Source organism: Geodermatophilus sp. URMC 61, from assembly GCF_052931555.1.
Window position 1 is genome coordinate 3,187,641 of record NZ_JBRFHZ010000002.1, and the last position, 20,503, is coordinate 3,208,143.

General features: G+C 75.0%; 19 protein-coding genes and 1 tRNA gene. 8 read left to right on the forward strand and 12 right to left on the reverse strand.

Going from position 1 to position 20,503, the window contains the following annotated elements; translation table 11 throughout:
• Positions 1 to 11: 11 nt before the first annotated feature.
• From prmC to argS, 9 genes are all read right to left on the reverse strand, one after another.
• Entirely contained in the window at positions 12 to 872 is an 861-nt protein-coding gene (prmC, locus tag ACU610_RS14780) for a peptide chain release factor N(5)-glutamine methyltransferase (protein ID WP_446770726.1), read from the reverse strand.
• Positions 869 to 1,948 carry a peptide chain release factor 1 gene (gene prfA, locus ACU610_RS14785; protein ID WP_446768465.1) on the reverse strand — a complete coding sequence of 360 codons (1,080 nt, stop codon included), beginning with the start codon at positions 1,946 to 1,948 and terminating at the stop codon, positions 869 to 871. Before prfA ends, prmC begins: the two co-directional genes overlap by 4 nt.
• Before the next feature lie 115 nt (positions 1,949 to 2,063).
• Entirely contained in the window at positions 2,064 to 2,288 is a 225-nt protein-coding gene (gene rpmE, locus ACU610_RS14790) for a 50S ribosomal protein L31 (protein WP_091212718.1), read from the reverse strand.
• 175 nt (positions 2,289 to 2,463) lie between these two features.
• Entirely contained in the window at positions 2,464 to 4,578 is a 2,115-nt protein-coding gene (rho, locus tag ACU610_RS14795; protein WP_446768466.1) for a transcription termination factor Rho, read from the reverse strand.
• Positions 4,579 to 4,822: 244 nt separating this feature from the next.
• Positions 4,823 to 5,767 (reverse strand): homoserine kinase, encoded by a 945-nt coding sequence (gene thrB / locus ACU610_RS14800; RefSeq protein ID WP_446768467.1) that lies wholly within the window; start codon positions 5,765 to 5,767, stop codon positions 4,823 to 4,825.
• 248 nt (positions 5,768 to 6,015) lie between these two features.
• On the reverse strand, positions 6,016 to 7,101 hold the full coding sequence (gene thrC, locus ACU610_RS14805; RefSeq protein WP_446768468.1) for a threonine synthase: 1,086 nt from the start codon (positions 7,099 to 7,101) through the stop codon (positions 6,016 to 6,018).
• Positions 7,098 to 8,390: a homoserine dehydrogenase gene (locus ACU610_RS14810; RefSeq protein WP_446768469.1), complete on the reverse strand. Its 1,293-nt coding sequence runs from the start codon at positions 8,388 to 8,390 to the stop codon at positions 7,098 to 7,100. Before ACU610_RS14810 ends, thrC begins: the two co-directional genes overlap by 4 nt.
• Positions 8,387 to 9,877 (reverse strand): diaminopimelate decarboxylase, encoded by a 1,491-nt coding sequence (lysA, locus tag ACU610_RS14815; RefSeq protein ID WP_446768470.1) that lies wholly within the window; start codon positions 9,875 to 9,877, stop codon positions 8,387 to 8,389. The genes ACU610_RS14810 and lysA overlap by 4 nt, the downstream gene beginning before the upstream one ends.
• Complete coding sequence (gene argS / locus ACU610_RS14820) at positions 9,874 to 11,535, reverse strand: arginine--tRNA ligase (protein ID WP_446768471.1); 1,662 nt, start codon at positions 11,533 to 11,535, stop codon at positions 9,874 to 9,876. The genes lysA and argS overlap by 4 nt, the downstream gene beginning before the upstream one ends.
• Positions 11,536 to 11,728: 193 nt before the next feature.
• On the opposite strand from argS, the gene ACU610_RS14825 reads away from it, so the two are divergent.
• The 3 genes from ACU610_RS14825 to ACU610_RS14835 all read left to right on the forward strand — a co-directional run bounded on the left by ACU610_RS14825 (position 11,729) and on the right by ACU610_RS14835 (position 13,280).
• Positions 11,729 to 12,508 carry a DUF3105 domain-containing protein gene (locus ACU610_RS14825; RefSeq protein WP_446768472.1) on the forward strand — a complete coding sequence of 260 codons (780 nt, stop codon included), beginning with the start codon at positions 11,729 to 11,731 and terminating at the stop codon, positions 12,506 to 12,508.
• Complete coding sequence (locus ACU610_RS14830; RefSeq protein WP_446768473.1) at positions 12,505 to 13,149, forward strand: DUF305 domain-containing protein; 645 nt, start codon at positions 12,505 to 12,507, stop codon at positions 13,147 to 13,149. The genes ACU610_RS14825 and ACU610_RS14830 overlap by 4 nt, the downstream gene beginning before the upstream one ends.
• A gap of 59 nt (positions 13,150 to 13,208) precedes the next feature.
• Positions 13,209 to 13,280: transfer RNA gene (locus ACU610_RS14835), tRNA-Arg, on the forward strand.
• Between the two features lie 101 nt (positions 13,281 to 13,381).
• Here ACU610_RS14835 and ACU610_RS14840 read toward each other — a convergent pair.
• From ACU610_RS14840 to ACU610_RS14850, 3 genes are all read right to left on the reverse strand, one after another.
• On the reverse strand, positions 13,382 to 14,017 hold the full coding sequence (locus ACU610_RS14840; protein WP_446768474.1) for a nitroreductase family protein: 636 nt from the start codon (positions 14,015 to 14,017) through the stop codon (positions 13,382 to 13,384).
• Between the two features lie 238 nt (positions 14,018 to 14,255).
• Positions 14,256 to 15,119, reverse strand: coding sequence for an SDR family oxidoreductase (locus ACU610_RS14845; protein WP_446768475.1), 864 nt, complete (start codon positions 15,117 to 15,119; stop codon positions 14,256 to 14,258).
• A gap of 102 nt (positions 15,120 to 15,221) precedes the next feature.
• Positions 15,222 to 15,992, reverse strand: a complete 771-nt coding sequence (locus tag ACU610_RS14850; RefSeq protein WP_446768476.1) for an SDR family NAD(P)-dependent oxidoreductase — start codon at positions 15,990 to 15,992, stop codon at positions 15,222 to 15,224.
• Positions 15,993 to 16,138: 146 nt separating this feature from the next.
• On the opposite strand from ACU610_RS14850, the gene ACU610_RS14855 reads away from it, so the two are divergent.
• The 5 genes from ACU610_RS14855 to ACU610_RS14875 all read left to right on the forward strand — a co-directional run bounded on the left by ACU610_RS14855 (position 16,139) and on the right by ACU610_RS14875 (position 20,465).
• Positions 16,139 to 17,638, forward strand: a complete 1,500-nt coding sequence (locus ACU610_RS14855; protein ID WP_446768477.1) for a long-chain-fatty-acid--CoA ligase — start codon at positions 16,139 to 16,141, stop codon at positions 17,636 to 17,638.
• Between the two features lie 52 nt (positions 17,639 to 17,690).
• Complete coding sequence (locus ACU610_RS14860; RefSeq protein ID WP_446768478.1) at positions 17,691 to 18,086, forward strand: hypothetical protein; 396 nt, start codon at positions 17,691 to 17,693, stop codon at positions 18,084 to 18,086.
• The gene (locus ACU610_RS14865) at positions 18,007 to 19,125 is read left to right on the forward strand and encodes an alpha/beta fold hydrolase (protein ID WP_446768479.1); all 1,119 of its coding nucleotides are present in this window, start codon (positions 18,007 to 18,009) and stop codon (positions 19,123 to 19,125) included. The genes ACU610_RS14860 and ACU610_RS14865 overlap by 80 nt, the downstream gene beginning before the upstream one ends.
• Positions 19,122 to 19,664 carry an N-acetyltransferase family protein gene (locus tag ACU610_RS14870; protein WP_446768480.1) on the forward strand — a complete coding sequence of 181 codons (543 nt, stop codon included), beginning with the start codon at positions 19,122 to 19,124 and terminating at the stop codon, positions 19,662 to 19,664. The genes ACU610_RS14865 and ACU610_RS14870 overlap by 4 nt, the downstream gene beginning before the upstream one ends.
• Before the next feature lie 132 nt (positions 19,665 to 19,796).
• A complete protein-coding gene (locus ACU610_RS14875; RefSeq protein ID WP_446768481.1) occupies positions 19,797 to 20,465 on the forward strand; it encodes a hypothetical protein in 669 nt (222 codons plus the stop codon).
• Positions 20,466 to 20,503 lie beyond the last annotated feature (38 nt).

Genomic DNA, 20,503 nt, shown 5'->3' on the forward strand with positions numbered 1-20,503 from the left:
AGGCGAGTCTGTCATCCCCCGATCCGCTGCGCGGTCGTGTACCGCGGTCGGCCGGCCAGGTCGTGGTGGTCCTCGACGTCGGTCCAGCCGCCGGAGGCGCGCACCAGCGCGGGCAGCGCACCCCCCTGCTGGTCGGCGTGCTCGATGCCCAGCCCGCCCCCGGGCCGCAGCAGCCGGGCGGCGGTGCGCAGCAGCCCGCGGACGACGTCGAGACCGTCGGGGCCGCCCCACAGCGCGAGCGGCGGGTCGTGGTCGGCCACCTCGCGCGGCACCGTCGCGCCGTCGGGCACGTAGGGCGGGTTGGAGACGACCAGGTCGACCGTGCCGTCGAGCTCCCGCAGCAGCCCCGGGTCGGTCATGTCGCCGGCGAGCACCTCGACCGGGCGGTCCCCTGCGGCGGCGCGGGTGGCGGCGTTGTGCCGGGTCCACCCGATGGCACCCGGGTCGCGCTCGACGGCGGTGACCCGCGCACCGGGGTGCTCGTGCGCGATCGACAGCGCGATGGCTCCCGAGCCGCTGCCCAGGTCGACGACGACCGGCTCCGCGACGCCGGCCAGCCGCGCCAGCGCCCACTCGACCAGCTGCTCGGTCTCCGGCCGCGGCACGAAGACGCCGGGGCCGACGGCGAGCTCGAGGTGGCGGAACGGGGCACGACCGGTGAGGTGCTGCAGCGGCACCCGGTCGGCGCGCTGCCCCACGAGGTCGGTGAACCGGGCGGCCACGTCGTCCGGCACGTCGCCGAGGGTCAGCAGGCCGGCGCGGCGGATGCCCAGGACGTGGGCGAGCAGCAGTTCGGCGTCCACCCGTGGCGACTCGACGCCCGCGGCGGCGAGCCGGCGCGCCGCCGAGGTCAGCAGCGTGCGGGGGTTCAGGACCCGGCCGCCAGCAGCTCGGCGGTGTGCGCGCGGGTGAGCGCGTCGATGACCGGGTCGAGCTCGCCGTCGAGCACCTGGTCGAGGTTGTGCGCCTTGAAGCCGACCCGGTGGTCGGAGATCCGGCTCTCGGGGAAGTTGTAGGTGCGCACCCGCTCGCTGCGGTCGACGGTGCGCACCTGGCTGCGGCGCTGGTCGCTCGCTGCGGCGGCGGCCTCCTCGCGGGCGGCGGCCAGCAGCCGGGAGCGCAGCACCCGCAGCGCCGACTCACGGTTCTGCAGCTGGCTCTTCTCGTTCTGGGAGCTGACCACGATGCCGGTCGGCAGGTGGGTGATCCGGACGGCGGAGTCGGTGGTGTTCACGCTCTGCCCGCCGGGACCGGACGAGCGGAAGACGTCGATGCGCAGGTCGTTCGGGTCGACGGTGACGTCGACCTCCTCCGCCTCGGGCAGCACCAGGACGCCGACGGCGGAGGTGTGGATGCGGCCCTGTGACTCGGTGACCGGCACCCGCTGGACCCGGTGCACACCGCCCTCGAACTTCAGCCGGGACCAGATGCCCTCGTCCGTGCGGGACTTCACCGCGATCGAGACGTCCTTGTAGCCCCCGAGCTCGGCCGGGACGGCGTCGAGCACCTCGGTGGCCCAGCCGCGGCGCTCGGCGTAGCGCAGGTACATGCGCAGCAGGTCGCCGGCGAACAGCGCCGACTCCGCGCCGCCCTCCCCCGCCTTGATCTCGAGGATGACGTCCTTGTCGTCGTCGGGGTCCTTGGGGAGCAGCAGCTCGCGCAGCCGCTCCTCGAGCTCGGGGACCCGCTCCTCGAGCGCCGCGGCCTCGGCGGCGAAGGAGGCGTCCTCGGCGGCCAGCTCCCGCGCGGCGGCGAGGTCGTCACGGACGGCGTCGAGCGCGCGCTTGGTCTCCACCAGCGGGGACAGCTGCGCGTAGCGGCGGCCCAGTCGCCGGGCGCGGGAGGCGTCGGCGTGGACGGCGGGGTCGGCCAGCTCGGTCTCGAGCGCGGCGTGCTCGGCCAGCAGCCCGCTCAGCCGGTCGGGCGCGGCATCGGTACTGCTGCTCATCCGGTGGTCACCTCGGGAGGGGGGCGGCCGTCTCCCGGGGGATGGCCGGGAGACGGGGCTGGACACGACGACGGCGCCCGCCCCACACGAGGTGGGACGGGCGCCGTCGGGTGGACTACTGGCCGGCGTTGGCGTTGCGCTTGCCGAACCGCTTCTCGAAGCGGGCCACGCGGCCGCCGGTGTCCAGGATCCGCTGCTTGCCCGTGTAGAAGGGGTGGCAGGCGGAGCAGGTCTCGACGGTCAGCGTGCCGCCGGGCGCCGTGCTGCGGGTGGTGAAGGTGTTCCCGCAACCACAGGTCACCGTGGTGGTGTGGTAGTCGGGGTGGATGCCGGGCTTCATGTCGCCTCTTCCGGTGGTCTGTGCCGTTCAGGTGGTCGAACGCCGGCGGCCGGCCGGTCATTCCGGCCGCGCAGCGGGGCTCAGTCGCTCAGTATCCCTGACGGGTGAGGGACTGGAACGGCCCCCGTCCAGGGGCCCACCCTGAGCCTGCGGAGGGTGGGGAGGACGGGGGTCCTCAGTCGTTGCCCGGGCCGAGGGTCGTCTTCTGGATCTGCATGAGGAACTCGATGTTGTTCCGCGTCTTCCGGAGCTTGTCGAGCAGCAGTTCCATGGCCTGCTGGGGCTCGAGCGCGGCGAGCACCCGGCGCAGCTTGATGACGATCGCCAGCTCGTCGGGCGAGAGCAGGATCTCCTCCTTGCGCGTGCCCGAGGCGTTGACGTCGACCGCCGGGAAGATCCGCTTGTCCGCCAGGCGCCGGTCGAGCTTGATCTCGGCGTTCCCGGTGCCCTTGAACTCCTCGAAGATGACCGTGTCCATGGTGGAGCCGGTCTCGACCAGCGCCGTCGCGAAGATCGTCAGCGAGCCGCCGTTCTCGATGTTGCGGGCCGCGCCGAGGAAACGCTTCGGCGGGTAGAGCGCCGTGGAGTCCACACCGCCGGAGAGGATGCGCCCGCTGGCGGGGGCCGCCAGGTTGTAGGCGCGGCCGAGGCGGGTGATCGAGTCGAGCAGGACGACCACATCGTGGCCCATCTCGACCAGCCGCTTGGCCCGCTCGATGGAGAGCTCGGCGACCGTCGTGTGGTCCGACGGCGGCCGGTCGAAGGTCGAGGCGATGACCTCGCCCTTCACCGACCGCTGCATGTCGGTGACCTCCTCGGGCCGCTCGTCGACGAGGACGACCATGAGGTGGCACTCGGGGTTGTTGGTGGTGATCGCGTTCGCGATCGCCTGCAGCACCATCGTCTTGCCGGCCTTGGGCGGCGACACGATGAGCGCGCGCTGCCCCTTGCCGATCGGCATGACCAGGTCGATGACCCGGGTGGTCAGCTGGTGCGGCTCGGTCTCCAGCCGCAGGCGCTCCTGCGGGTAGAGCGGGGTCAGCTTGGTGAACTCCGGGCGCTGCCGGGCCTGCTCGGGCTCCAGGCCGTTGACGGTGTCCAGCCGGACCAGCGCGTTGTACTTGTCCTTGCGCTCGCCCTCCCGGGGCTGACGGACGGCACCGGTGATGGCGTCGCCGCGGCGCAGGCCGTAGCGGCGCACCTGCGACAGGGAGACGTAGACGTCGTTCGGGCCGGTCAGGTAGCCGGAGGTGCGGACGAACGCGTAGTTGTCCAGCACGTCGAGGATGCCGGCGACCGGCAGCAGGACGTCGTCCTCGCTGATGGTCGGCTCGTTCTGGTCGAAGCGCTCGCGGTTGCTGCCGCGGCGGTTGCGGTCCCGGTAACGGCGGCCCCGGCGCCCACGGCCACCCTCGAAGTCGTCGTCGTCCTCGTCGTTGCGGCTGTCGTTGCCGCGGTCGTTGCGGTTGTCGGGGCGGTTCTCCGGGCGGCCGCCGCGCTCGTTGCGGTCGGGGCCGCGGTTGCCGTCCCGCTCGCCGCGGTTGCCGTCGCGGTCGTTGCGGTTGCCGCGCTCGGCGCGGTCGCCGCCGTTGTCCCGGTTGCCGCGCTCGCCGCCGTCCCGCTCGCCGCGGTTGCGGTTGCGGTCACGGTTGCGCTGCGGACGGTCCCCGTCGGCGCGCTCGCCGTCGGTGCCGCCCTCGGTGCGCTCGCGGGCCGGGGCGCTGGTGTCGGCGGCCGGCGCGGCGGTGTCACCGGCCGGGGCCTCGGCGCGCGGCTCGGGCGCCGAGGGGGTGGCCTCGGGCGCCGGGGTGGTGCCCTCGACCGTCGGCGCGCCGGCAGGGCGGCTGGCCGCGCGACGACGGCGCGGCGCGGCCTCGGTCTTCGCGTCGGGCGACGCGGTCAGCGGGCCGCCGTTCGCGCCACCGCTGACCGGGGCCTCGACCGGTGCGGCCGTGGCGGCCACGCCACGCGTGCTGTCGGCGCCGCGAGCGGCCGGGATGTCGGCCGGGGCGTCCTTGGTGGTGGTGTCACCGGCGCCCTTGGTGGTGGCGTCACCGGCGCCCTCGCCGCCCACCTGGCGGGCGGAGATGGCGGCGACCAGGTCGCCCTTGCGCATCCGGCCGGTGCCGGAGATGCCGAGCTCGGCGGCCAGTCGCTGCAGCTCGGGCAGCAACATGCCGGAGAGCCCGCTGCCGCGGCGACGAGTGCGGCCCGTCGACCCAGAAGCGGCAGGTGCCTCGTCGGTGCCTGCGCCCTGCGGCGCGGTGACGAGGTCGGTGGTCTCGCTCACGTACAGGTCCTTCCCTGCGGAGACCTGCGCCTACCAGCGCAGGGGGTGATCCGGCCCCTCCCGCCCGATCTTCGAGCGGACAGCGGAGGGTGCGGGATGCAGTGGGTGCGGAGCGGGTCTGCGGCGACGGACATCAGATCGTCTGCAACGCCCCGCGCGAGGCTCGCCCGACTGGGCGGCTAGCCGTGAGCCTAGTTCGCGCTCACGATCACGACAACACCGAGCGGTACCGGTGTGTTCCTCGTTATCGAGACGATACCTGCTGGCCGGGGCGACGGACACGCGCCCCGTGGACGTCCACCCCCAGGGGTAGCACCGACCACCCCTCCGGAGTGAGATCCGCCACGTCGCGCACGCCGACACCCCCGGCCGGGTCGTCCGCCGGGTCGTCGGGGTGCCGGCGGGTGAGCACGAGCAGACTCGGGCCCGCACCGGAGACGACGGCCGCGTGCCCGGCCGCGCGCAGCCGCTCCAGCAGCCGTGCGGAGTCGGGCATGGCCGCCGCGCGCTGCCGCTGGTGCAGCCGGTCCTCGGTGGCCACGAACAGCAGGTCCGGCGCGCTGACCAGCGCGTGCGTCAGCAGCGCGGCCCGCCCGGCGTTGAAGGCGGCGTCGGCGTGCGGGACGACGTCGGGCAGCAGGCCGCGCGCGACGTGCGTGGACAGCGTCGCGTCGGGCACGAGCACCACCGGCTGCACGTCGTCGTGCACGGGGAGGGTGGCGGCGCGGGCGACCCCACCGGTCGTCCAGGACAGCGTCGCGCCGCCGAGCAGGCAGGGCGCGACGTTGTCCGGGTGCCCCTCGAGCTCGCTGGTGAGGCGGAGCACCGCGTCGAGGTCGACGGTGTCGACCTCCGGGCACAGGGCCCAGGCGCCCAGGACGCCGGCGACCACGGCCGCCGCCGACGAGCCCATCCCCCGCCCCTGGGGGATGCCGTTCTCGGCGGCGACGCGCAGGCCGGACGGCGTCCAGCCCAGCTCCGCGCACGCGGCCCGGAAGGCGCGCACCACCAGGTGCGACTCGTCCGTGGGCAGCTCCCCCGCACCCGCGCCGGAGACCTCGACGGCCAGGCCGGACGGGAGGACGTCGAACGCGACGACGTCGTGGCAGGTCAGGGCGATGCCCGCGCTGTCAAACGCCGGCCCCAGGTTGGCGCTGGTGGCCGGCACCCGCACGCGCACTGCGGCCACGTCCGGGGCCTGCCCCCTGCCGGGTCCCGCCGCGAGCGTCGATCGGCCCCCCTGCAGGGTCCCGCCGCGAGCCTCGATCGGCTCCCCTGCAGGGTCCCGCCGCGACCCTGCAAGCGGTGGGGGGCCTCCTGGGGGGGCCTCCTCGGGGGGCGGGGGGTCCTCCTCCGAGCGGCGGGTGGCCCCGTCCAGGGCACCGCCGCGAGCGTGCGAGCGGTGGGGAGGACGGGGTCCTTCCAGTGGTCCTTCCACTACAGCCCCAGCTGGACGGCGGCCGCCGCGGCGTCGACCGGCACGGTCACCGGAGCCGGCGCGCCGGAGATGGCCCACTCCGGGTCCTTGAGCCCGTTGCCGGTCACCGTGCAGACGATCCGCTGGCCGGGCTCGAGCTCGCCGGCCTCGGCGACCTGCAGCAGCCCGGCGACCGACGCGGCCGACGCCGGCTCGACGAAGACGGCCTCGGTACGGGCCAGCAGCCGGTAGGCGGCGAGGATGGCCCGGTCGGTGACGGCGTCGATGCGCCCGCCGGACTCGTCGCGGGCGGCCAGCGCCTTGGTCCAGGACGCCGGGTTGCCGATCCGGATGGCCGTGGCGATGGTCTGCGGCTGCTCGACGACCTGCCCGGTCACGATCGGGGCGGCGCCGGCGGCCTGGAATCCCCACATCCGCGGCGTCCGGCTGGCCGTGCCGTCGGCGGCGTACTCCCGGTAGCCCTGCCAGTACGCGGTGATGTTGCCCGCGTTGCCGACCGGCAGGCAGTGGACGTCCGGGGCGTCGCCGAGGACGTCGACGATCTCGAACGAGGCGGTCTTCTGCCCCTCGATCCGGTACTGGTTGACGCTGTTGACCAGGCTGACCGGGTAGTCGATGGCGAGCTTGCTGGCCAGCGCGAGGCAGTCGTCGAAGTTGCCGTCGACCTGCAGCAGCTTGGCGCCGTGCACCAGGGCCTGGGCCAGCTTGCCCAGCGCGATCTTCCCCTGCGGCACCAGGACGGCGCACACCATGCCGGCGCGGGAGGCGTAGGCGGCGGCGCTGGCGCTGGTGTTGCCGGTGGAGGCGCAGATGACCGCCTGCGCGCCCTCCTCCTTGGCCTTGGTGATGGCCATCGTCATCCCGCGGTCCTTGAAGGACCCGGTCGGGTTGGCGCCCTCGACCTTGAGGTAGACGTCACAGCCGGTCCGGCGGGAGAGCTCCTGCGCCGGCACGAGCGGGGTCGCGCCTTCCTGGAGGGTGACCACCGGGGTGCTGTCGCTGACCGGAAGCCGCGAGCGGTAGGCCTCGATGAGGCCGGGCCACAGCGGGGAGACGGTGCCCCGGACGGGCAGCTGCGCCGTCATGACAGTCCCTCCACACGCAGGACGCTGGTGACGCCGCGCACGGCCGGCATCTCCCGGAGCGCGGTCACCGTCGCCGACAGGGCGGCGTCAGGGGCACTGTGCGTCACGATGACCAGCGTCGCGGCGTCCCCGTGCCCATCCTGGCGCACGGTGGCGATGCTGACCCCGTGGCGCGCGAACTCCTGCGCCACCGTCGCCAGCACGCCCGGCTTGTCGGCCACGTCGAGGCTGACGTGGTACCGGGTCGGGGTCTCGGCGATCGGCCGGGCGGGCAGCCCCGCGTAACCGGTGACGCCCGGGCCGGCGGTGCCGGCGACCCGGTTGCGGGCCACGGCGACCAGGTCGCCGAGGACGGCGCTGGCGGTCGGCTCGCCGCCGGCGCCCTGGCCGTAGAACATCAGCTGCCCGGCGGCCTCGGCCTCGACGAAGACGGCGTTGAACGCCCCGCCGACGGCGGCCAGCGGGTGCGACGTCGGGATCATCGCCGGGTGCACGCGGACGGCGACGGACTCGCCGCCCTCTCCCGGGACCCGCTCGCAGATGGCCAGCAGCTTGACGGTGCAGCCGATCTCCGTGGCGCGGGCGACGTCGGTCGCGGTGACCGCGGAGATCCCCTCCCGGTACACGTCCGCGGCCGTGACCGGGGTGTGGAACGCCAGGGAGGCGAGGATGGCGGCCTTGGCGGCGGCGTCGAAGCCGTCGACGTCGGCGGTCGGGTCTGCCTCGGCGTAGCCGAGCTCGGTCGCCTCGGCCAGGGCCTCGGTGAAGCCGTGCCCGGTCTCGGCCATCCGGGACAGGATGTAGTTGGTCGTGCCGTTGACGATGCCGACCACCCGGCGCAGCTGGTCACCGGCCAGGGACTCGCGCAGCGGGCGCAGCAGCGGGATCGCCCCGGCCACGGCGGCCTCGTAGTACAGGTCCACGCCGGCCTTGGCCGCGGCCGCGTGCAGCTCGACGCCGTCGTCGGCCAGCAGCGCCTTGTTGGCGCTGACCACCGACTTGCCGGCCTCGAAGGCGGCCAGCAGCAGCGAGCGCACCGGCTCGATGCCGCCGATGACCTCGACGACGAGGTCGACGTCGTCCCGGGTCACCAGCCCGTGCGCATCGGTGGTGAGCAGGTGCGCCGGGACGTCGGGGTGCCGGTCGGGACGGCGGACCGCGACGCCGGCGACCTCGACCGGCCGGCCGATGCGGGCGGTGAGGTCGTCCGCCTGCTCGTCCAGCAGCCGCAGCACCGCGCTGCCGACGGTGCCGCAGCCGAGCAGGGCGACCTTCAACGGTGCGTTCACGATCGGAACCCCACGGGGTGCTCGGGTGCGGGCTGGTCGATCGCCGGGGACGGCGCGGGGACGTCGGCGAGGACGGCGTCGAGGGCGAACACGTCCGACAGTGTCTGACGCCGGACCACCTCCGTGGCGACGCCGTCCCGCACGGCCACCACCGGCGGCTTGAGCAGGTAGTTGTAGTTGCTCGCCATCGACCAGCAGTAGGCGCCGGTCGCGGCGACCGCGAGCAGGTCGCCGGGCTGCACGTCGGCGGGCAGCCACAGGTCGCGGACCAGGACGTCGCCGCTCTCGCAGTGCTTGCCGACGACCCGGCACAGCGCCGGCGGGGCGTCGGAGGTCCGGTTGGCCAGCACGCAGGTGTAGGAGGCGTCGTAGAGCGCGGTGCGGATGTTGTCGCTCATCCCGCCGTCGACCGAGACGTAGTTGCGCACCTGGGGGGCACCCTGCGCGCCGCTGCCCAGCCGCACCGGCTTGATCGTGCCGATCTCGTACAGCGTCACCGTGCCGGGGCCGGCGATGGCCCGCCCGGGCTCGACGGCCAGCCGGGGCACCGGCAGGTCCAGCGCCGCGCACTCGGCCGCGACGACGCTGCGCAGCCGCCGGGCGAGGTGGTCGGGGCCGACCGGGTCGTCCTCGGGCAGGTAGGCGATGCCGAAGCCGCCGCCGAGGTTGAGCTCCCCCAGCACCTCGCCGGTGGCCTGCCGCACCTGGCCGAGCAGCCCCACCACCCGGTGCGCGGCCGCCTCGAACCCGGCGGTGTCGAAGATCTGCGAGCCGATGTGGCTGTGCAGGCCGGTCAGCCGCAGGGCCGGCTCGCGGATGACCCGGACCGCGGCGGTCAGCGCGTCGCCGGTGGCCAGCGAGAAGCCGAACTTCTGGTCCTCGTGGGCGGTGGCGATGAACTCGTGGGTGTGCGCCTCGATGCCGACCGTCGTCCGGACGAGCACCGGCACCGGCGTGCCGCCGGCGGCGACCCGGGCGGCGGCCAGCGGCACCAGCCGGTCGATCTCGTCGAAGGAGTCCAGGACGACGTGGCCGATGCCGGAGTCGACGGCCTGCTGCAGCTCGACGAGCGACTTGTTGTTGCCGTGCAGCGCGATCCGCTCGGCCGGGAACCCGGCGGCGAGGGCCAGGGCCAGCTCGTTGCCCGAGCAGGCGTCCAGGTGCAGGCCGTCGTCGGCGATCCAGCGGGCGACCTGCCCGCAGAGGAACGCCTTCGACGCGTAGTGCACGTCGGCGCCGTCGAAGGCGGCGGCGAAGTCGGCGGCCCGGCCGCGGAAGTCGGCCTCGTCCAGCACGAACAGCGGGGTGCCGTGGGCCCGCGCCAGCTCGGTGACCGGTCGGCCGGCCAGGTGCAGCTCCCCGTCGACCCGCCGCGCCGAGCGCGGCCAGACCTGCGGGTCGAGGGCGCCGAGGTCGGCCGGCGGCAGACCGGCCGACGGCGGCGGGGAGATGCTCCCGTGGAGCGGCCCCGCCGGGTGCGCCCTCACATCCGCTCCGGGGCGTCGACGCCCAGCACGCCGAGCCCGTTGCGCAGCACCACGGCGGTGGCCGCGCACAGCCACAGCCGGGCGGTGGTCAGCGGGGTCGCCTCCTCGTCGCCGCGCGGGAGCACGCGGCAGGAGTCGTAGAAACGGTGGTAGGTGCCGGCCAGCTCCTCGAGGTAGCGGGCCACCCGGTGCGGGGCGCGCAGTTCGGCGGCCGAGGTCAGCACCCGCGGGAACTCGCCGATCGCCCGCAGCAGGTCGTTCTCCCGCTCGTGGGCCAACTGGGCGACGTCGACGTCTCCCGGCTCGCCCAGCCCGACCCCGAGGTCGGCGGCGTTGCGCAGCACCGAGGAGATCCGGGCGTGCGCGTACTGGACGTAGAAGACCGGGTTGTCGTTGGTCTGCCGGCTCCACAGGTCGAGGTCCAGGTCGATCTGCTGGTCGACCGAGGCCCGCGCCAGGGCATAGCGGGCGGCGTCCTTGCCGACGGCCTCCATCAGGTCCTCGAGCAGGACGACGGTGCCGGCCCGCTTGCTCATCCGCACCGGCGCGCCGTCGCGGACGAGGTTGACCAGCTGGCCGAGCAGGATCTCCAGGTTCGCCTCGGGGTCGTCGCCGACCGCGGCGACCAGCGCCTTGTACCGGCCGACGTAGCCGGCGTGGTCGGCGCCCAGCATGATCACGACCTTGTCGAAGCCGCGGGAGCGCTTGTCCAGGTAGTAGGCGCAGTCGGCGGCGAAGTAGGTCGGGTCACCGTCGCTCTTGACCAGCGGCCGGTCCTTGTCGTCACCGAAGTCGGTGGTCCGCAGCCAGGTGGCGCCGTCGGCCTCGTAGACGTGGCCGTTCTCGCGCAGCCGCGCGATGGCCTTCTCCAGTGCGCCGGTCTCGTGCAGCGTGCGCTCGCTGAAGTAGACGTCGAACTCGACGCCGAACGCGGCCAGCGTCCGCTTGATCTCGGCGAACATCAGCTCGACGCCACGCTCGCGGAAGCGCTCCTGCTGCTGGTCCTCGGGCAGCTCGAGGACACCCGGCTCGGCCGCCACGACCTGGGCGGCGATCTCGCCGATGTAGTCACCGGCGTAGCCGTCCTCGGGCACCGGCCGGCCGGCCGCTGCGGCCATCAGGCTGCGGGCGAACCGGTCGATCTGCGCCCCGGCGTCGTTGAAGTAGTACTCCCGCGTGACCGTGGCGCCGCTGGCCTCCAGCAGCCGGCCGAGGGCATCGCCGACGGCGGCCCAGCGGGTGCCGCCGATGTGCACCGGCCCGGTGGGGTTGGCCGAGACGAACTCCAGGTTGAGCCGCTGCCCGGCGAGGGCGTCGGTGTGCCCGTAGGCCGGACCGCCGGTGACCGCCTCGACCGCGATGCGTCCGAGCGCGCCCTGGACGAGGGTGATGTTGAGGAAACCGGGCCCGGCGACGTCGACCGCCGCGATGCCGGCCTGGGCGCGCAGCTCCTCGGCGAGCACCTCGGCGACCTCGCGGGGCGGGCGGCCGGCGGGCTTGGCCAGCCGCAGGGCCACGTTGGTCGCGTAGTCGCCGTGCTCGGGGTTCTTCGGGCGCTCGACGACGACGTCCTCGGGCACCGGGACGGCCAGCGCGCCGCGTTCGACGGCGGCGGCCACGGCGGTCCGGACGACGTTCCGCAGCTGCTCGGGTGTCACCGCACGAGCGTACTGACCGGGCCGAGGTACCCCGTGCGGCCTTCCTCACCCAGGACTCGCCGTTCTCCCAGGGTGCGTTCACGTCGCGCACCTAGACTCGGCCGCCGCAACCGCCGCGCGGGAGTCGCCCCCGCGGCGCACCGGCACGCGCACGGACGCGGCCGGCGAGGACACCGAGCACCGAGGAGAGGCCTTGGCCAAGGACCGCAAGCCCGAGCCCGGCCGCACGCGCGGCGGAGCCAGCCGGGCGGGCGCGGCAGGCGGGAAGGGCGGGCGCACGCGTCCGCCGGTGACCAACGTCGTGGCCCCGCAGCGGCCGTGGGGGCTGATCGCCGCCGCGGTCGCCGTCCTGGTGTTCGCCGCCGCCGTCCTCACCTACGCCGTCCTGCAGGTCAACGAGGCCGAGTCCAACCGGGTGGACTCGGCCGACGAGATCGAGGGCCTGCAGACCTTCGACTACGCCGCGGGCCAGCAGCACGTGACCACCCCGGTCACCTACGAGCAGTCCCCGCCGGTGGGTGGGCCGCACGACGGCGAGTGGGCCGACTGCACCGGCACCGTCTACGACGTGCAGATCCGGCTGGAGAACGCCGTCCACGGCCTCGAGCACGGCGCCGTCTGGATCACCTACGACCCCGAGGTCGTGACCGGCGACGCGCTGCAGACGCTCACCGACGTGGCCAGCGAGTCCGGGCGGATGCTCTCGCCCAACCCCGGGCAGGACTCCCCCATCAGCCTGCAGTCCTGGAACCACCAGCTGAAGGTCGACTCGGCCGACGACCCGCGGATCGCGCAGTTCGCCGACTTCTTCACCTACAACCAGGAGTTCTACCCCGAGCCGGGCGCCAGTTGCGAGAACCCGCAGTTCATCAGCGACCCGCTGACCGTGGGTGACAGCAGCCGCGGCGCCGCCTCCATGACCACCGACTCCCCGACCACGCCGACGGCCGGGGCCGAGACCGGCGCCCCGTGACTCCCGCGCGCAGCCCGCTGAGGGTCCTCCTGCTGGCGGTCATCGCCGTGGGGCTGGTCCTGATCGGCGGGGGCGCGGCGGTCGCCCTGGGCATCGGCCGCGGCGAGGCGGCACCGGAGTCGGGGTCGGTGGCGGCCGGCTTCGCCCGGGACATGTCCCGGCACCACCTGCAGGGCGTGGAGATGGCGAACCTGGTGCCCGAGCGCAGCACCGACCCGGAGGTCCGCCAGCTGGCCTTCGACATCGCCGAGACCCAGCAGAACCAGGCCGGTCGGATGCAGGGGTGGCTGGCGCTCTGGGGTCTGCCACCGAGCGGCGGGGACACCATGGCCTGGATGGGCTCGGACGCCGGGCACGACATGTCGGGGATGCCCGGCGGGCTGATGCCGGGGATGGCCACCGAGTCGGAGCTGACGCGGCTGCGCGCCCTGTCGGGCACCGAGTTCGACGTGGAGTTCCTGCGGCTGATGATCCGGCACCACCAGGGCGGCTTCGACATGGCGCAGTACGCCGCCGAGCACGCCGCCGTCCCGGCCGTCGCGGACCTCGCCGGCACGATCGCCGAGACCCAGACGGCGGAGGTGGCGACCATGGAGGGGATGCTCGCCGCCCGCGGCGGCACCCCGCTCCCCGCGCCGTGACGCACCGCCGTCGGGCCGCCGCGGGAGGGCTGGTAGGTTCTAGGACGCCCCACCGCAGAGCCCCCGTAGCTCAGGGGATAGAGCACCGCCCTCCGGAGGCGGGTGCGCAGGTTCGAATCCTGCCGGGGGCACCCAGCAGCACGAGAGGGCCCCGCCGACCCGGGAACGGGTCCGGCGGGGCCTCTCGCGTCTGGCTCCTGCGCGTGTCGCCGCCGACGGTGGGCGGTCCCGGTCAGGCGGCGGCGGAGTCCGCGGCCGCGGAGTCGGCGGCGGCGGGCTGCAGCGGCAGCAGCAGCTGGTCGAGCGGCAGCCGGTCCCGGACGGCCGTCTCCCGGCCGGCGAACGGCTCGGCGAGCTGCACCGCCTCGTCACGGCGCCCGAGAGCCAGGACCACCAGCGGCACGACCTCGCCGGGGGCGGCGAGGAGCGCGGCGACCCGGTCCCGGTCGAAGCCACCGAGCTGGTGGACGACGAGGCCCTCGTGCTGGGCCTGCACCGACAGGTGCGCCACCGCCTGCCCGGTGTCGTAGACCGCCCACGGCCGGGCCGTGCCATCCGGAGCGGCCGCCTCGGCCGCGGCGACGACGAGCGCCGAGGCGGCGTGGGCCCAGGCCTGGTTGCCCGGGGCCAGGGCATCGAGGACGGCGGCGTACCCGGCGCTGCCCCGCAGCGCGACGGCGAACCGCCACGGCTGGGTGTTCGACGCGCTCGGCGCCCAGCGGGCGGCCTCGAGCAGGGCGGTGAGCTGGCCGACCGTGAGCTCGTGCAGGGGGTCGAGGGCGCGGGGGCTCCACCGCTCGGCGAGCAGCGGGTGCAGCGGCGCGGCGGTGGTCGCGGTCTTGGAGGTGGGCGGGTTCGTCGCGGTCATGGCGTCCGTTCCGTGTGTTGCGGGTCGGCAGCGGGTCGAGGGGGGCACCGCGTCGCCGGATTGCTGCCGTAGGAAACCTGCTTGAAGGCTCAACCATGCCGCTGTCGCGAGGTGATCCCCCGCACGCGCCGGGCCGTGCCGGCCGACGACGGGACCGGCGCCCCCCGCCAGCACCGCCCCAGGGCAGGGCGGGGCCCCGCCGTCCGCCGCGGGGCCTCTCGTGCGTCCCGGGCCGGCGTCAGGCGTGCGGCGCGGTGACGGCGGCGGCCACCGCGTCGGCCAGTGACGTCGGCGCGCGACCGAGCAGCCGGGCCAGGTCGTCGCCCTCGACGAGGAGCTCGCCCGCGGCGACGCCCCGGTCACCGTCGGCGAGCACGGCCGCGACCGGCTCGGGCAGGCCCGCGGCGACCAGGACCCGCTGGTACTGCTCGACCGGCAGGTCGGTGTAGGTCACCGTGCGGCCGGTCGCCGCGGAGACGACCTGCGCCAGCTCGGTCATGGTGAACGGCGCGCCGCCCAGCTCGTACACCGCACCGGCGTGCCCGTCGGTGGCCACGACGGCGGCCGCCGCGGCGGCGTAGTCGGCGCGGGTCGCCGCGCTGACCGCGCCGTCCCCGGCCGCCCCGGGGATGCCGTGCTCCAGGTATCCGGGCAGCTGGGCGGTGTAGTTCTCCGTGTACCAGCTGTTGCACAGCAGCGTGTGCGGCACCCCGGCCTCGGCCAGGAGCTGCTCGGTGGCCCGGTGCTCCTCGGCCAGCAGCAGCGTGGAGGTGTCGGCGTGCGTGATGCTCGTGTAGGCGATGAACCCGACGCCGGCGGCGCGCGCCGCCGCGATGGCCCTGCCGTGCTGCCGCACGCGCCGGCCGACCTCGCTGCCGGAGACCAGCAGCAGCCGGTCGGCGCCGGCGAAGGCCTCCTTCAGCGACACCTCGTTGTCGTAGTCCGCCGTGCGGACGACGACGCCGCGGTCGGCGAGGTCGGCCAGGGCCTCGGTGCGGCGTCCGGTGGCGACGACGTCCGCGGCCGGGACGCCGCGCGCCAGCAGCGCCTCGACGGCCAGCCGGCCCAGGTGTCCGGTGGCTCCGGTGACGACGATCGACACGGTGGGTGCTCCTCGGGGCTCTCGTGCGGTCCGCCCCGCACAACCCCTCGTCCCGAGCGGCATTCCCCGGCGGGGAGCAGCTCCCCCGGACGTGCGCCCGCGTCAGCTGGTGAGCAGGCCGCCCTCGACCGGCAGCGTCGTCCCGGTGACGTAGCCGCCGGCGTCACTGGCCAGGAAGACCAGCGCGGCGGCCAGTTCCATGGGGTCGCCCTTGCGGCCGGCCAGCACCCGGGACATCTGGCCCTCGATGTAGCCCTCCGGGTACTGGTCGGTCATCTCCGACTCGAAGAAGCCGGGGGCCAGCGCGTTCACCCGGATGCCCTTGCGGCCGGTCCACTGCTGCGCCAGGTCGCGGGTGAGCCCGATGAGGCCGGCCTTGCTCGCCGCGTAGGCCGCCTGGGGCAGCCCGGCGGTGGTCAGCCCGAGGATGCTCGAGATGTTGACGATCGAGCTGCCCGGCTGCATCACCCGCGCGCAGGCCTGCGCCATCCAGTAGCAGCCGTTGAGGTTCACGTCGATCACCGAGCGGAACTGCTCCGGGGTCTCCCGGGTGGCCGGCACGGCGGTGCCGACGCCGGCGTTGTTGACCAGGACGTCGACCTTCCCGAACTCGGCCACCGTGGCGTCCACCAGCCCCTGGCAGTCCTCGGGCCGGGCGACGTCGGTGCGCACCGTGATCGCCCGCCGTCCGGCCGCCTCCACGGCCGCCCGCGTCTCGCCGAGCCGGTCCTCCCGGCGGGCGCCGAGCGCGACGTCGGCCCCCGCCTGGGCCAGAGCGCGGGCGAACACCGCGCCGAGGCCGGAGGACGCCCCCGTCACGATCGCCACCCGGCCGTCCAGCCGGAACATGTCGAGGACCGTCGTGTCCGTCACGTGCACTCCCGTCGTCGTCGTCGGTGGGCCCCGAGCCTGTCGCCCCCGCGGCCGCCCCGCCACCCGCGGCCCACCCGAGCTGTGGGATAGACCACAGAACTCCCGGGTAGGGGGCGGACCCGTTCGGCGATCCGGTGGGAGGACCCGTGGCCAACCTGGCACAGCACCTGCTCGACTCCACGGCCGAGCACGGCGACCGGCCGGCACTCCGGATGGACGACGCCGTCCTGACCTACGACGGGTTCTGCGAGGCCGCCGCCGGGGTGGCCGCGGGCCTGCGGGAGCGGGGCGTGCAGCCCGGCGACCGGGTCGGGATGGTGCTGCCCAACGTGCTGAGCTTCCCGGTCGTGTTCTACGGCGCGCTGATGGCCGGCGCCGCTGTCGTCCCGATGAACCCGCTGCTCAAGGCCCGCGAGGTCGAGTACTACCTGCGCGACTCGGGCGCCCGGCTCGTCGTGGCGCTGGACTCGATCGCCGACGCGGCCACCGAGGCCGCGGCTGCCGTGGGCGTGGACGCGGTGACCGTCGGCCCCGTCGACGCCGGCGGGGCGTTGAGCGGGTCCGGGCGCCGGGACCTCGAGCCGCGGGAGGACCAGGACGCGGCGGTCATCCTCTACACCTCGGGGACCACCGGTCCGCCGAAGGGTGCGGAGCTGACCCACGCCAACCTGCGCAGCAACTGCCGCACGGGGGGCCTCGAGCTCGTCGAGCTCACCCCGGACGACGTGGTCATGGGCTGTCTGCCGCTGTTCCACGTCTTCGGCCTCACCTGTGGCCTCAACGCCTCGGTGCTGGCCGGCTCCTGCCTCACCCTGATCCCCCGGTTCGACGGCGGCAAGGCGCTGTCGGTCATCGAGCGGGACCGGGTCACCGTCTTCGAGGGCGTGCCGACGATGTTCGCCGCGATGCTGCACTCCCCCGACCGGGACCGCCACGACGTCTCCAGCCTGCGGCTGTGCGTCTCCGGCGGGTCGGCCATGCCGGTCGAGGTCATGCGCGGCTTCGAGGAGGCCTTCGGCTGCGTCGTGCTCGAGGGGTACGGGCTGTCGGAGACCTCGCCGGTCGCGTCGTTCAACCAGCTCCACGCCGAGCGCAAGCCCGGGACGATCGGGACGCCGATCCGCGGCGTCGAGATGCGCCTGGTGGACGACACGGGCCGCGACGTCCCGCGCGGCGAGGTCGGGGAGATCGCCATCCGCGGCGAGAACGTCATGAAGGGCTACTGGGGCAAGCCCGAGGAGACGGCGAAGGCCATCCCGGACGGCTGGTTCCGCACCGGCGACCTGGCCCGGCAGGACGAGGACAGCTACTTCGCCATCGTCGACCGCAAGAAGGAGATGATCATCCGCGGGGGCTACAACGTGTACCCGCGGGAGATCGAGGAGGCGCTCTACGAGCACCCCGCGGTCGCCGAGGCCGCGTGCGTCGGCGTCCCGCACCCCGAGCTGGGCGAGGAGGTCGCCGCCGCGGTGGCCCTCAAGCCCGGGCAGCAGGCCGACCCCGACGAGCTGCGCGCCTGGGTCAAGGAGCGGGTGGCCGCCTACAAGTACCCGCGGCACGTCTGGCTGGTCGAGTCCCTGCCCAAGGGCCCCACCGGCAAGATCCTGCGCCGCGCCGTCGAGGTCCCCGAGGAGGTGCGGGCGTGAGCGCGCCCGCGAGCACGGTCGTGCGACCGACGATCGCCGGCGAGGAGGACGCATGACCGAGCCGCCGCGGTGGCGGCAGGCCTTCGACGCCGTCGAACGCCGCGTGACCCCACGGGCGGAGGAGCTCGTCCGCAGCGAGGCCTTCGCCGTCGGTGCCGCCCTGACCCGCCGTGCGGTCACCGTGGCCCGCGGCTCCGCGCGCGACCTGACGGCCCGTGCGTGGCACCTGCTGAACCTGCCGGCCGGGACCGACGTCAGCCGGCTGCGCGCCCAGGTCGGCGCCCTCGACCGCGAGGTCCGCCGGCTGACCCTGCAGCTCGAGGCGGCGCGACGGGAGACCGAGCGCCACCGCACCCCCGAGGAGTCCGATGCCGACAGTGCCCAGCCCCCAGACGGTCCTCGACCGCGTCCGGCGCGACGTCGAGCGCAACGCCCTGCGCGCCCGTAACGGTCTGCGGCTGGTCAGCGGCGTCGCCCGGCCCGACGTCGGGCAGACACCCAAGGACGTCGTCTGGCAGCGCGGCCGCACCCAGCTGTGGCACTACCGCAACGACCCCGACACGTACGGCGGGGTCCGCTACGCCCCGCCGCTGCTCGTCGTGTTCAGCCTGGTCAGCCGCAGCTACATCCTCGACCTGGCACCGGGCAACAGCTTCATCGAGCAGCTGCTCCGCGCCGGCTTCGACGTCTACCTGCTCGACTGGGGGGAGCCGGACGAGCGGGACGCCGCCAACACCCTCGAGGACTACGTCGACGACTACATCCCGGCCGGCGTCCAGCGGGTGCTGGAGGTCTCCGGGGCCGACGAGGTCACCCTCCTCGGCTACTGCTTCGGCGGCGACCTCGCCCTGCTCTACGCCGCCCACCACCCGGACGCGCCGTTGCGCAGCCTCACCGTGCTGGCCACCCCGGTGGACTTCCGGCACATGGGCCCGCTGGCCGACCTGTTCCGGGTCGGCGGGCTGGAGGTCTCCGACGTGCTCGACGCCGACGGCAACGTGCCGCCCCGGGTGGTCCTGCAGGGCTTCAAGACGCTGACCCCCACCGCCGAGGTGACCCGCTACGTGACGCTGTGGGAGCGGCTCTGGAACGACGAGTACGTGGCCGGCTACCAGGCGATGACCGGCTGGTCGGACGACCACGTGCCCTTCCCCGGGGCCGCTGCTGAGGAGACGGTGCGGATGCTGGTGCGCGACAACGGGATGGTCACCGACCGGCTGACGGTGGGCGGCGACCGCGTGCACCTGTCCGACATCCGGGTGCCGTTCCTGACCGTCCGGGCCGACCGCGACCACATCGTCCCACCCGAGGCGTGCGCTCCCCTGATCGACCTGGTCGGGTCGCCGGACAAGCACGAGCTGCGGCTGCCGGCCGGGCACATGGGCCTGGTGGTCGGCCGGACGGCGGCCCGGACCACCGTGCCGACCATCCTCGACTTCCTCCGGCGGCGCAGCGAGCCGCTGCAGGGCGAGGAGGTCGCCGGGTGACCACCGTGACCCCGCTGACCGAGGCGCACTGCGAGGCCCTGGTGCGCTTTTTCGCCGACCTGCCCGAGGGCGACCGGACCTTCATCCGCGAGGACGTCACCGACCCCGCGGTCGTGCGCGGCTGGGCCGCCGGCTCGCCGGGGGTCGACCGCTGGGTGGCGGTGGACGACGGCGGCCGGGTGCTCGGCTACGTCGCCGTCCTCCGGCTGCCCGGCTGGTCCGACCACGTCGGCGAGGTGCGGCTGGTGGTCGCGCCCGACCGCCGCGGCTCGGGGCTGGGGCGGGAGCTGGCCCGGCACGCCGTGGTGCAGGCGCTCGAGGCCGGGCTGACCAAGCTGGTCGTCGAGGTCGTCGCCGACCAGGCCCCGGCCCTGGCGCTGTTCACCGGTCTGGGCTTCACCGGGGAGGCGCTGCTGGTCGACCACATCCGCGACCGGGACGGGAACCTGCGCGACCTCATGGTGCTCGCCCACCACGTCGGCGAGACCTGGGCCGGCATGGACGCGGTCGGCCTCACGGAGGCGCTCGACACCCCCTGAGGCCCCGCCGACCGGTCGTCCCGCGACCGTCCCGTCGCCGTCCACCGGACGTCACCGGCCCGACACCTGCGCCCGCGACGCTCGGGGTGCGAGCGGGCCCACCCGGGTCCGCCGCGCGTCCCGGGAGGCACCGTGAGCGCACCGACCGCCCCCACTCCCACCGCCACCTGGTTCCGCGTGGGCGCCACCGTGGCCGCCGGCCGGCTCCGCCCGCCGGTGGGCCCCCGGCGCCGCCGGGCCGTCTGCGGCGCCGCCCGGGTGCTGACCGGCCTCGGCGTGCGGGTCGAGGTCCGCGCCCCGGCGACCGCCTGGCCGCGCACCGGCACCGGCCCGCTGCTGGTGTCGAACAGCGCCACGGCGCTGGATCCGCTGGCGCTGCTCACCGCCGTCCCCGGGGCCGTCGTCGCCGGCGGTCCGGACCGGCTCGCCGGCGTGCCGCTGGCGGCCCTGCCGGCCGACCCGGCACGGGTGGCCGCCGCACTGCGCGCCGGGTCGCCGGTCAGCACCTGCCGGGTGGACGCCGCCCTGCTCGCCGCCGCCCTGGACGCCGGTGCCGCGGTGTGCCCGGTCGCCGTCCGCTGGCGGGGGACGGCGACCCCGCCCCCTCCCCGTGGCTCGGCGGTGGCGGCGATGCGCTGGCTGGCCGCCTCGATCGGCGCCGTCGTCGAGGTGCTCCTGCTGCCGGCGACGTCTCCGGCGAGCGCGACGCCGCAGGAGCTCGCGACGACGGTCGCCGCCGTCCTCGCGGCCCCGTCCTGGACTCGCGAGGGGTGGGGAGGAGGGGTGGCCTCGCCGCAGTAGAAGGACCCGTCGTCCCCGCCGCCAGCTCAGGGCGGTGC

Coding starts and splice junctions, on each gene's coding strand:
- prfA (WP_446768465.1), bottom strand. CDS start 1,948: ATGAGCAGCAGTACCGATGCCGCGCCCGACCGGCTGAGCGGGCTGCTG.
- rpmE (WP_091212718.1), bottom strand. CDS start 2,288: ATGAAGCCCGGCATCCACCCCGACTACCACACCACCACGGTGACCTGT.
- thrC (WP_446768468.1), bottom strand. CDS start 7,101: ATGACGGCGCAGCTGCCCGTCCGGGGCACCGTCTCCCCGCTGTGGCCC.
- ACU610_RS14840 (WP_446768474.1), bottom strand. CDS start 14,017: ATGACCGCGACGAACCCGCCCACCTCCAAGACCGCGACCACCGCCGCG.
- ACU610_RS14860 (WP_446768478.1), top strand. CDS start 17,691: ATGACCGAGCCGCCGCGGTGGCGGCAGGCCTTCGACGCCGTCGAACGC.
- ACU610_RS14865 (WP_446768479.1), top strand. CDS start 18,007: ATGCCGACAGTGCCCAGCCCCCAGACGGTCCTCGACCGCGTCCGGCGC.